The sequence below is a fragment of the Listeria sp. Marseille-Q6474 genome, from assembly GCF_946902005.1.
In the GTDB taxonomy this organism is placed as follows: domain Bacteria; phylum Bacillota; class Bacilli; order Lactobacillales; family Listeriaceae; genus Listeria; species Listeria innocua.
In genome coordinates this window covers 1,579,543-1,590,475 of sequence record NZ_CAMPPS010000001.1, presented here as the reverse complement: position 1 = coordinate 1,590,475, position 10,933 = coordinate 1,579,543, and the positions used below count along the sequence as shown (strand labels likewise).

Below are 10,933 nucleotides of genomic sequence, written 5' to 3'. Positions count from 1 at the left end.
CATTTAAACAAGTTTTTCTATAGAGAGTTAGTTATACAGATAATACGGTTCAACCGATAGCCAAGGGTTTTAGACATCTAGGAGGAAAGGAAGTAGAAAAATGACCTTTTTAGAATTTCATCAACTAATCAGCCAAGATTCACTGATTTATTCATGGATTAGGAAAAATTTTTCTTTTGTTCACCAGGAGTTGGAGGCAGGTAAGGAACTTAAAATGCAACATGAACAACTAATCATCATGGAAAAAGGTCTGCTGATACAAAAAAGCGAAGAAGATAAGAAAAATACGATTCAACGAGTATTCGCGGATCAACGGATTATTTTTACGACAGGTGGAAGCCTTACGCTAGCTGCTCTAGAAGATACGGTTTATAGCGTTATCCCTACAGACGAATTGTTTGAGAAATTGGATGAGGATCAATTGTTACCTAATTTCTTTTTACAAATAGCTGAAGATTTTGAGCTAAGTATCGAATGGCAAAGAAAGTTAATGTCATCTTATCCAGAGGAACGGGTCAGAATGGTTTTGAGAAGAGTAATTGAACGATATAAACTAGATCCTGTGCACAATCCAGTATTTCCAAGATGGCTTAAAATTTATGTTCTAGCAAAGTTCGCAAAATGTTCCGTCTCAACAACTTCTATGATAGTAAATGATTTAGCTGAGAAGGGTGAAATTAATGTTAAAATGACTCCTTGGGTATTAATGCAGAATTCACCAGCATATTGTGTCTCTTAATAAAACTATAAAAAACTACTCAAATTTAATTTTTGAGTAGTTTTTTTGTTTTTTAGTAGGGTTAATATGAAATTAATAACTTTTTTCAATATACTTTGTTCATTTTTTAGATACACTAAAATTTGAGTATCTATTTTCTGTATTAATGAGCGATACACTATTTAATATCTTTATAATTTAGAATGATAAAGTATTGGTAAATAAGGGTTTTGGGTGCAATACTAATAAGTTGGCACAGAACTTGCAATATATTAAGCGGGTAGCAAAATAAATGAATTATATTAGGAGGGAAAAAGATGGTAGGAATTATCCTCGCAACTCACGGTGAATTTGCTGAAGGTATTTTGCAGTCCGGAACAATGATTTTCGGCGAGCAAGAAAACGTTAAAGCAATCACTTTGATGCCAAGCGAAGGTCCAGAAGACATCAAAGCTAAGATGGAAGCTGCAATAGCATCCTTTGATAGCCAAGATGAAGTTTTATTCTTAGTGGATCTTTGGGGAGGCACACCATTCAATCAAGCAAACGGTCTTTATGAATTACATAAAGATAAGTGGGCAATCGTAGCAGGACTTAATTTGCCAATGCTGATTGAAGCTTTCTCATCACGTTTCACAATGGAAAGCGCACACGAAATCGCAGCAAATATCCTTGCGCCAGCTCAAGAAGGTATCCGTGTGAAACCAGAAGAACTTCAGCCGCAAGTAACAGCTACTGAACAACCACAAGCAGAAATCGCTGCAGTTGGTGATGGCAAAATTGAATTCGTTTTAACTCGTGTTGATTCTCGTCTCTTGCATGGTCAAGTAGCCACTGCTTGGACAAAAGCAACACACCCAACAAGAATCATCGTCGTTTCAGATGCAGTTGCAAAAGACGATCTTCGTAAAAAATTAATCGAACAAGCAGCACCACCAGGAGTAAAAGCTAACGTTATCCCAGTCCAAAAAATGATTGAGATTTCAAAAGATCCACGTTTCGGCAATACAAAAGCACTTTTATTATTCGAAAATCCTCAAGATGTTTTACGCGCAATTGAAGGTGGCGTAGAAATCGAACAAGTAAACGTTGGTTCCATGGCTCACTCTGTAGGTAAAGTTGTTGTTAGCAAAGTACTTTCCATGGGGAAAGATGATGTAGCCACTTTTGAAAAATTAAAAGAAAAAGGTGTTAAATTCGATGTGCGTAAAGTCCCTAATGACTCAAGCGCTAACATGGAAGACATCATCAAAAAAGCAAAAAATGAACTAAAGACACAATAAAAAATTAAAATAGGAGGTTTATTATGTCTGTCATATCAATAATTTTAGTAGTACTTATTGCATTTTTAGCAGGTATCGAAGGAATTCTAGATGAATTTCAGTTCCATCAGCCATTAATCGCATGTACATTAATTGGTCTCGTAACAGGTAACTTAACAGCATGTATCATCCTTGGCGGAACTCTACAAATGATCGCACTTGGATGGGCAAACATCGGAGCAGCCGTAGCACCAGATGCCGCGCTTGCCTCAGTAGCTTCAGCAATTATATTAGTTTTAGGTGGACAAGGGGTAGCAGGTATTCCGTCCGCAATCGCAATTGCAATTCCGCTTGCAGTAGCAGGTCTTTTCTTAACTATGATCGTTCGTACATTGGCAGTTCCAATTGTTCACTTGATGGACAGAGCCGCTGAAAAAGGGAATATTCGCACCGTAGAGTGGTTACATATTTCAGCAATTTGTATGCAAGGTATTCGTATCGCAATCCCTGCAGCAGCACTTTTATTCATTCCAGCAGACAGCGTTCAATCTTTCTTAGAAGCAATGCCAGCTTGGTTAACAGATGGTATGGCTATCGGCGGAGGAATGGTAGTTGCCGTTGGTTATGCGCTTGTTATCAACATGATGGCTACTAAAGAAGTATGGCCGTTCTTCGTTATCGGTTTCGTAGTAGCTGCAATTTCTCAACTTACACTTATCGCAATTGGTGCTCTAGGTGTTGCACTTGCTCTTATTTACCTTAACCTATCTAAAATGGGTGGCGGTAATTCAAATGGCGGTGGAGGCGGAAACTCACGCGATCCACTCGGCGATATATTAAACGACTATTAATAAAAAAAGGAGGAGAATAGAATGGCAGAAAAAATCGAATTATCAAAGAGAGACCGTCTACGCGTAGCATGGCGCTCTACGTTCATTCAAGGTTCATGGAACTACGAACGTATGCAAAATGGTGGCTGGGCATTCTCTATGATTCCCGCTATTAAAAAATTATATAAAACAAAAGAAGACCGTTCATCTGCGTTAAAACGTCATTTAGAATTCTTTAATACACATCCATATATTGCATCTCCAATTCTTGGGGTAACACTTGCACTTGAAGAAGAACGTGCAAATGGTGCAGAAGTTGATGATGTAGCAATTCAAGGGGTTAAAGTTGGTATGATGGGACCTCTAGCTGGTGTTGGTGACCCAGTATTCTGGTTTACAATTCGTCCAATGTTAGGAGCATTAGGTGCTTCTCTTGCCTTGAGTGGAAACATTCTTGGACCTATCTTATTCTTCGTTGCTTGGAACGTAATCCGTTGGGGCTTCATGTGGTATACACAAGAATTCGGCTACAAAGCTGGTTCTAAAATTACTGATGACCTTTCTGGTGGATTACTGCAAGACATTACAAAAGGTGCTTCGATACTCGGGATGTTCGTCCTCGCCGCCTTGGTGCAGAGATGGGTAAATATCCAGTTTGCGCCAATTATCTCGAAAGTTAAACTTGATGAAGGTGCGTATATTGATTGGAGCCATCTTCCACAAGGTGCACAAGGTATCAAAACTGCTTTAGAACAACAACAAGCAGGATTAGCTCTTTCTGAAATTAAAGTAACAACCTTGCAAAATAACTTGGATAACTTAATCCCAGGACTTGCAGCAGTAGCTCTTACATTCCTATGTATGTGGTTACTTAAGAAAAAAATCAGCCCAATTATCATCATTCTAGGTCTATTCGTAGTTGGTATAGTTGGTCACTTAATCGGGCTTCTGTAAAAATAAGCTGATCGAAAAGAGGCTGGTGCAATATTCACCGAGCCTCTTTTCGTTTAGATATATGACACAGATAAACGAATACGGTATAATAAACAAAACAAGCGAAAAGAAATGGAGCGAATACAGTTGGTTCAATCGATTAATACAAAGGTAGACTTAACAATAGATGCCACCGCGTATACTGGACTTACAGATTACGGGAAAATTATGATTGGCGACAAAGGTTTTGAATTTTTCAACTCACGTGATGTGCGTAAATTCGTCCAAATCCCTTGGGAAGAAGTAGATCAAGTTATTGTATCCGTTATGCTAAAAGGTAAGTGGATCCCTCGCTACGCCATTAAAACAAAGCGCAACGGCACATATACATTTGCTTCTAAAAAGCCTAAAGAAGTTTTACGTAAAATAAGAGTTTATGTCGACCCAGCCAATATGGTGAGCTCGCTAAGTTTCTTTGATGTTATGAAGCGCTCGTTTCGGTCGATATTTAGCAAGAAGAAAAACAAAAATAAATAAGCCGATTTATACCGAAAAGCTTCAATGGACTGATGTCTGTTGATGCTTTTTTTCGTACATAATAATTGAACAAACAGCGCATTTTGGTACAATAGAAAGTGAAATCAAAAGTAAACGAAGGAGGAACACCAACATGAAAAAACCAAGAATCTACACGATGTCATTCGCTAGTGTATACCCTCTTTACATACAAAAAGTGGAGAAAAAAGATCGCACAAAAGAAGAAGTGGATGAAGTTATTTTTTGGCTAACTGGCTATGACCAAGCTTCCTTACAAAAAGCCATAGATCAAGAAATCGACTTTGAGACTTTTTTCGAGCAAGCACCAAAAATGAATCCCAATGCCTCTTTAATCACCGGAGTTATATGTGGCTACCGAGTGGAAGAAATTGAAGATAAACTTATGCAACAAATACGATACCTAGATAAATTAGTTGATGAACTTGCAAAAGGAAAGAAAATGGAGAAAATTTTAAGAAGATAAGTAAAAAGCAGCCGTTTTGAATGGCTGCTTTTTTGTTGGTTAGCTTTTAGAAACTTTCTTTTTTAAAGCTGCTAATGAATTCGCTACTTTTAAAGTCGTTTTCACAGATTTTCGGTTTAATGTGCCTTGATAATGTCTGATTTTATTTGTAAGTTCATGATTTTTCTTTAGCGTCAACTGTAATTTTTGTTTAGTATCTGTCAGTTGTTTTTCTAATTGCTGATTTTTTTCTTGTGATTCAGTAATTTTCTGTTGGTATTTTTTGTTTTGCTCAGAAGTTGTTTTTTTCAGTTGGGTGAGTTGATTATTTACGAGATTAACGCGGTATCTTGTGCTAAAATCATGTCTTTCTTTTAATAAGTTGGTGGAGATTTTTACTCGGTTTAGCATTTCTTGAGGATTTAATATGGAAATGGGGTCTGGACTTGATGGGAAAGTAATGGAGTTTATAAGTTCATCCATAGGAGCTGATTTTCTGTTTTTATCGTGTTTGTAGATATGATTGAGACCGTTTGTATCTAAGAAATCAATATAGTTATCAAAATTCCTTGCTTGGACTTTTTCGGCTGATTTCAGGTCCACTTTAGTTAGTAATTCTTGGAGGTTGCTTGTTTTTTCCAATTCATCGATGGTGACGTGAGGAAGCGCATGGTAGGAGGCTAGTTCACGCATTCTGGCATCTTGGACAAATGAAATATTAGGTGTTCCGACTATTGTTGGAATGACATTTCCATGTAAGCGAGAGCCAATGCTAAAATCAATATTCTTCACAAAATCGAACCAACTAGGCATGCTAGTGAAATATTTTACTCGACCTTCTTGGTAATACTTATGTTGGATATTTGTTGGGTAGCCATTGACATCACTAGAGATGTCTGGACCGCCAGCATACATTAAATGGAATTCGTCTAGGTGTTGAGGGATAAATTGGTAATCTTTATATGTATTAATCAAGTTGTTTAAGAACTCGATAGCTATATCTGAAGAGGTTGGAGATGCATTGATAGCAATGGAGGATTGTTCTGTTAAGTGGAGTTCTCTGATTTTTATTTCTCGACCAAATGTATAAAGGGAAGGACAGCCAATTACTCGATAGTCTATATCTTCATTAAATCCGAGTTTTTTTAAATAATCTGCTGTAATCTGTCCTCGAACTCCTATTTGAGCCGATTTTTCAAGGACTGCTTTTACAAAATTAGTAACATCTTCATCAAAAGTGAAACCTTCATCTAACTGAGGTTAATAGTTTGCTCGTAAACCTACCCCTGTGACTACAACCGGGATTTTCAGCTTACGAATCAACTGTGTATAATTACGGAGCACGGGTCGAAAATCTTCACGGAAAGCATCAGCTAGAGGCACAATGTACAAATCGTAATTTTCATTAATTTTTTCTGCTAAATTAGGATTAGAAGATAACCCATCAGCGTGTATTTCTACATTGTCATTCCATAATGTCCTATAAATGCTGTATTGGTAAGCTAGATTACCATTGTTAAATCCAGTTCGATCCTTTAAATAAATATCTTCAGGCATGTATACGTTTGTAGGGCGCATACCGGACCTAATGAGTATTCTTTTCACTAAAAAACCACATCCTTAACCTAGTTAATATTTAAAGTATATCAAAATATTAATTAAGTTAACAATTTCCGGGATGAAGTTATTTAAGTTTATTTTTACACGAATCAAAGAAGAAACCGATTTGTTCCACTAGTCCTTCGTTAACCGAATAAATATGCGTTGTCCCTTCCTTTCTTAAATTAATTAGTTGTGCTTCTTTAAGCAGTTTAATGTGGTGTGACATGGTTGATTTGGAAATATTGTATGTTTCGCCAGAGAAACGTTTTTCTTTACTTTTTAGTAAACATAGGAAAATATCCAGGCGAATTGGATCGCTTAAGGCTTGGAAAATTAATAATAAATCTGATTTTGATAGCTCATTTAACTTTTTCATATGATTATCATATCATAACTTACATTTTAATTGCGCGGAACTTGCTGTTATGTTATATTATGATAGTTCGAAAAAAATCGAACTATCAAATCCGAAAGAAGTTGTTGGTAAATGTTGCATATTGAAGCACAAATGACGATAAAAAAAGAGCAAATAGAAGCTTTTTTGCAGGCAGCTAAGGAAGTTATTGCCGCGTCACAAGCAGAAACAGGAAATCATGGCTATGAATTAGTACAATCTACTGAAAATGAGACAGTTTTTTATATGCTGGAAAAATGGGCGGATATGGATGCTATTCAACAACACAATGAAAGCGAGCATTTCAAAAAATTTCAGAACGCCGCTACTAATTTTGTTGCAAAACCACTTGAAATTTCAGTTTTAACGCCACTTGCGCGATAAGGAGGAGAAAGAGATGACTTATTTAAATAATGATTTTGAAGATTTAATGAAAAACCGTCGTTCGATTCGAGAATACGATGAAACGGTGAAAATTAGCCAAGAAGAAATGAAAGCTATTTTGGAGGATGCGGTAACTGCTCCGTCATCTGTAAATATGCAGCCGTGGCGCTTTGTGGTTGTAGAAAGTGATGCTGGTAAAGAAAAATTAAGTTCATTAGTACGCTTTAACACACGCCAAAACGAAACTTCTTCCGCAATGATCTTAATTTTCGGGGACCTACAAAACTTTGAAAATGGCGAAAAAATTTACGGGGAAGCTGTGAATCGCGGTTTAATGCCCGCCGAAATAAAAGAACAACAAATGGCAAAATTAAGCCAGTACTTTGAAACAATTCCGCGTTCGGAAGCAGAACGAGTTGTATTAATTGATGGTGGTCTAGTGGCGATGCAGTTAATGTTGGTTGCACGTGCGCATGGTTATGATACAAATCCAATTGGTGGTTTTGAGCGTAAAGAAGTGGCCGAAGCATTTAACATGGATCCAGAACGCTACGTCCCAGTGATGCTCGTTTCTATCGGAAAAGCTAAAAATTCCGGTTACGAGTCTTATCGTTTACCAATCACAGACGTAACGACTTTCGCTTAAAGGGTGGAACGAGGGAATAGCCGATATTTCCTTGTTCCTTTTTGTTCTTCTTGGTATAATAAAAGCAACATAAAGCCGAGGAGGAAAAGCAACTATGACGATCAAAATAACTCGTAAAACAGGTATTGGCGGCGGTATTACTCCAGTGAAAGTTAGAATCGAAAATGAAGAAATTGTAAAACTCGACAATCATCAGTCTCATTTTTTTATGCCTAAGATGGAGAAAACAAAGGTTCGCGTGACTGATTGGTTCTTTGGGAGTCAGGAAGCAGTTTTGGAAAATAGTAATGATGTTATTGTGCGGATTAACCGTAAAGCACTAATATTAAATTATTCAATGTTCCCGTTTCTTTTTTACGGTTTCGTAATGACTAGTTTGGCTTCTACGTTAATTGCACTCGGTCTCTTTTTGGCATCAATTTTTTATTCGCGAAAGCATTGGTTTGAATTTGTGAAAATTAAATAATAATTAATCGATAGTATGAGCCAAGTGCTTGTACTATTTTTTATCTGTGTAAGTTTTTATTCCATCTGTGTAGCTTAGGAACAAGCTTGAAACCGCTAAATGACAACGCTTTCTTTTGGCATGATAATTGCATGTTATACAGTTGCTCAGAATGAATCTTTAATTGGAGGGAGGAACTTAGAGAAAAGAAACATTCTGGCAACCACACAAAAAGGGGTACAGAGAGACAAACTTAGAACTACCGAAATGAGGTTTATAAATCAAAAATCGGGGTGAAGAGATGAATAAGAAGATGAAAAAGCTTTTTAGTATTACTTCTGTTGTGTTGTTAGTATTATCGTTAGTGGTTGTATCAATTGGTGCAGAGTCAAAACGGGCGAAAGCGGCTGAAAATGTACCACAGTATCGAAATGTTATGTATTATGGTGATTGGTCGATTTGGGGAGGAGAAGGGAATTTTTATCCGAAAGATATTCCAGCTGATCAATTAACACATTTAAATTTTGCTTTCTTGGATTTTAATAGTAATGGAGATTTAGTTTTTACTGATAAAGATGCTGCTGTTGGAGCGCCTGTTGGACAAGAGGGAGTTCAGTGGGGCGGAGCGAATGCGGGTGTATTGAATGCGATTCAAGATCTACGCGCTCAAAATCCGAATTTGAAAATAGGGGTTTCGGTTGGAGGCTGGTCTAAGTCGGGTGATTTCTCGACAGTTGCAGCAGATCCGACAAAACGGGCTAATTTTGTCAAAAATGTGATGAAATTTGTGAAATATACTAATATGGATTTTGTTGATTTGGACTGGGAATATCCTGCTTCGGTACGGGATGCTGACCTTGTTGATAATAAAAACGATGAAGGCACGCCAAATGCAAAACCTGCGGACAAACAAAATTTTATTACACTTTTACAAGATTTAAGAACAGCTTTGGATAAACAAGGCGTTGAAATTAACAAGAAATACGAGTTATCGGTCGCTTTACCAGCTGCAAAATCTACTTTAGAAAATGGAGTGGATGTAGCGAATCTGTTTAAAGTAGTCGATTTTGCGAATGTGATGACCTATGATTTAAATGGTGCTTGGACACCGAATAGTGCGCATCATACAGCGCTTTACGGCAATCCGAAAGACCCGAATTACAATAGTGGTTTTTCTGTCGACCAAACCGTAAAATACTTAAAAGAAAAGGGAGCAGTTTCGAATAAAATTGTTGTTGGGGCAGCATTTTATACTCGAGGTTGGAATAAAGTAGCTGAGGGAACAGACACTGCATTGCCAGGACTTTTCCAAGCGGCTGAAAAAACGAATAAGGATGCAGATGGCTCGCTCACTTATGGGGCAAACAATGAAAACCCAATTAAAACTGGTGATGGGGGCCGTGCTGGTGGAGTTTGGGCGTATAGAAGTATTGATGCTCTAAAAGCCAAGACGCCAACTTTAAAAGAATATTGGGATGATACTGCCAAAGCGCCGTATCTTTATAGTAAGGAAACTGGGGAGTTTTACACATATGACAATACTCGTTCAATTGGCTATAAGGCACAGTATGTAAAAGATAATAATCTTGGTGGGATGATTTCTTGGATGCAGTCGCAGGATAAAACCACGACTTCAACTAAGCGCGATGAACTTACAAAGGCTATTAAAACTGGATTGTTCGGTACAAGTGCAATCCCGCAAAACGCAATCACATATGCGAATTTAAATGTGGTAGCAACTGTAAAACCTTATAGTGAAAATGGAGTCGGATACGAAATTACGATTACTAATAATGAAAAAGCGGATGAAACAAATGAAGTCTTGAAATCAACAGAGCTATCTTTTGAAACAGTAAAATTACCTAAGTTTTATATTCCAGTAAAAGCCGGCGAAACGCTTACTGCTGGAGATTATAAAGCAGGTACGGTTACTACTTCAGGTGGCAATACAGTAGTTGATTTAGCTTCGGTGTATGATGCACAGCAAATTCCGCAAGGCGCATCTTATACTTTCCGCTTAAAATCGAGTGCATCTAGTGTGGATGTAAATAATATTTCTAAAATTGATTTAACACAACGGATGGTAAAATCGAGTGTCGAATTTGGTAAACAAACTATTTTTGGTGGGGGAACTGTTGTACCTGATCCAAGCGATACAGAAGCTCCAACAGTGCCAAAATCACTCGCATCTTCTAATGTAACAGACAAATCGGCTACTCTAACGTGGACAGCTTCAACAGATAATAAAGCAGTGGCTGGATATAAAGTGTACCGAAATGGGACCGAAGTTGGCTCTGTTTCAGGAACTACTTTTACAGATAGTGGCTTAACTGCAAAAACAGCGTATTCTTATACAGTAAAAGCATACGATGCGGCAGGAAATTTCTCGGCAGCAAGTTCTGCCTTAACTGTAACAACGCTTGATGCGGCAACACCACCAGCAACTCCAGCATGGGACGCTGCAAAAACCTATAATAAGGGAGATAGGGTTTCTTACAAAGGGAAAACATACGAAGCACAGTGGTGGACTCAAGGAAATGAGCCAGGAGCTGAACAGTGGGGTCCTTGGTTGTTAATAAATTAATAGACAAAAACAGAGATTCTCACCTGAGAATCTCTGTTTTTATTTAAAAATGTAGCCATTAATAGAGCGTTTCCCTAGGGCTCCAGTGGATTGCGAATATAATTGGGTGCTTACTGTTAATTAAAAAATTATTTA

11 protein-coding genes and 1 pseudogene are annotated in these 10,933 nt (G+C 37.6%); 10 read left to right on the top strand and 2 right to left on the bottom strand.

The genetic code is table 11. The annotated features are described in order from the left end of the window. Window positions 1-100: 100 nt before the first annotated feature. The 6 genes from OC533_RS07970 to OC533_RS07945 all read left to right on the top strand — a co-directional run bounded on the left by OC533_RS07970 (window position 101) and on the right by OC533_RS07945 (window position 4,764). On the top strand, window positions 101-739 hold the full coding sequence (locus OC533_RS07970) for a hypothetical protein (protein ID WP_070752043.1): 639 nt from the start codon (window positions 101-103) through the stop codon (window positions 737-739). A 296-nt stretch (window positions 740-1,035) separates the two neighbouring features. Continuing rightward, entirely contained in the window at window positions 1,036-2,001 is a 966-nt protein-coding gene (locus OC533_RS07965; RefSeq protein ID WP_003772614.1) for a mannose/fructose/sorbose PTS transporter subunit IIA, read from the top strand. A gap of 23 nt (window positions 2,002-2,024) precedes the next feature. After that, the gene (locus tag OC533_RS07960; protein WP_003764836.1) at window positions 2,025-2,831 is read left to right on the top strand and encodes a PTS mannose/fructose/sorbose transporter subunit IIC; all 807 of its coding nucleotides are present in this window, start codon (window positions 2,025-2,027) and stop codon (window positions 2,829-2,831) included. Between the two features lie 21 nt (window positions 2,832-2,852). Then, window positions 2,853-3,764 carry a PTS system mannose/fructose/sorbose family transporter subunit IID gene (locus OC533_RS07955; RefSeq protein WP_003728942.1) on the top strand — a complete coding sequence of 304 codons (912 nt, stop codon included), beginning with the start codon at window positions 2,853-2,855 and terminating at the stop codon, window positions 3,762-3,764. A 126-nt stretch (window positions 3,765-3,890) separates the two neighbouring features. Further along, the gene (locus tag OC533_RS07950) at window positions 3,891-4,280 is read left to right on the top strand and encodes a DUF956 family protein (RefSeq protein WP_003728941.1); all 390 of its coding nucleotides are present in this window, start codon (window positions 3,891-3,893) and stop codon (window positions 4,278-4,280) included. A gap of 133 nt (window positions 4,281-4,413) precedes the next feature. After that, the gene (locus OC533_RS07945) at window positions 4,414-4,764 is read left to right on the top strand and encodes a DUF2200 domain-containing protein (RefSeq protein ID WP_194323814.1); all 351 of its coding nucleotides are present in this window, start codon (window positions 4,414-4,416) and stop codon (window positions 4,762-4,764) included. Window positions 4,765-4,803: 39 nt separating this feature from the next. Here the strand turns inward: OC533_RS07945 and OC533_RS07940 are convergent. Further along, window positions 4,804-6,321, bottom strand: a pseudogene (locus OC533_RS07940) (polysaccharide pyruvyl transferase family protein). Between the two features lie 106 nt (window positions 6,322-6,427). Further along, window positions 6,428-6,721: an ArsR/SmtB family transcription factor gene (locus tag OC533_RS07935; protein ID WP_003759790.1), complete on the bottom strand. Its 294-nt coding sequence runs from the start codon at window positions 6,719-6,721 to the stop codon at window positions 6,428-6,430. A 111-nt stretch (window positions 6,722-6,832) separates the two neighbouring features. Between OC533_RS07935 and OC533_RS07930 the strand changes: the two genes are divergently transcribed. The 4 genes from OC533_RS07930 to chiB all read left to right on the top strand — a co-directional run bounded on the left by OC533_RS07930 (window position 6,833) and on the right by chiB (window position 10,798). Next, window positions 6,833-7,123: a putative quinol monooxygenase gene (locus tag OC533_RS07930; RefSeq protein ID WP_010990237.1), complete on the top strand. Its 291-nt coding sequence runs from the start codon at window positions 6,833-6,835 to the stop codon at window positions 7,121-7,123. Between the two features lie 13 nt (window positions 7,124-7,136). Next, window positions 7,137-7,769 carry a nitroreductase family protein gene (locus OC533_RS07925; RefSeq protein ID WP_033838294.1) on the top strand — a complete coding sequence of 211 codons (633 nt, stop codon included), beginning with the start codon at window positions 7,137-7,139 and terminating at the stop codon, window positions 7,767-7,769. Window positions 7,770-7,863: 94 nt separating this feature from the next. Beyond that, on the top strand, window positions 7,864-8,235 hold the full coding sequence (locus OC533_RS07920) for a hypothetical protein (protein ID WP_194323812.1): 372 nt from the start codon (window positions 7,864-7,866) through the stop codon (window positions 8,233-8,235). 292 nt (window positions 8,236-8,527) lie between these two features. Further along, entirely contained in the window at window positions 8,528-10,798 is a 2,271-nt protein-coding gene (gene chiB, locus OC533_RS07915) for a chitinase ChiB (protein WP_194324002.1), read from the top strand. The last annotated feature ends 135 nt before the right edge of the window (window positions 10,799-10,933 follow it).

Coding starts and splice junctions, on each gene's coding strand:
- OC533_RS07970 (WP_070752043.1), top strand. CDS start 101: ATGACCTTTTTAGAATTTCATCAACTAATCAGCCAAGATTCACTGATT.
- OC533_RS07965 (WP_003772614.1), top strand. CDS start 1,036: ATGGTAGGAATTATCCTCGCAACTCACGGTGAATTTGCTGAAGGTATT.
- OC533_RS07960 (WP_003764836.1), top strand. CDS start 2,025: ATGTCTGTCATATCAATAATTTTAGTAGTACTTATTGCATTTTTAGCA.
- OC533_RS07955 (WP_003728942.1), top strand. CDS start 2,853: ATGGCAGAAAAAATCGAATTATCAAAGAGAGACCGTCTACGCGTAGCA.
- OC533_RS07945 (WP_194323814.1), top strand. CDS start 4,414: ATGAAAAAACCAAGAATCTACACGATGTCATTCGCTAGTGTATACCCT.
- OC533_RS07935 (WP_003759790.1), bottom strand. CDS start 6,721: ATGAAAAAGTTAAATGAGCTATCAAAATCAGATTTATTATTAATTTTC.
- OC533_RS07930 (WP_010990237.1), top strand. CDS start 6,833: ATGTTGCATATTGAAGCACAAATGACGATAAAAAAAGAGCAAATAGAA.
- OC533_RS07925 (WP_033838294.1), top strand. CDS start 7,137: ATGACTTATTTAAATAATGATTTTGAAGATTTAATGAAAAACCGTCGT.
- OC533_RS07920 (WP_194323812.1), top strand. CDS start 7,864: ATGACGATCAAAATAACTCGTAAAACAGGTATTGGCGGCGGTATTACT.
- chiB (WP_194324002.1), top strand. CDS start 8,528: ATGAAAAAGCTTTTTAGTATTACTTCTGTTGTGTTGTTAGTATTATCG.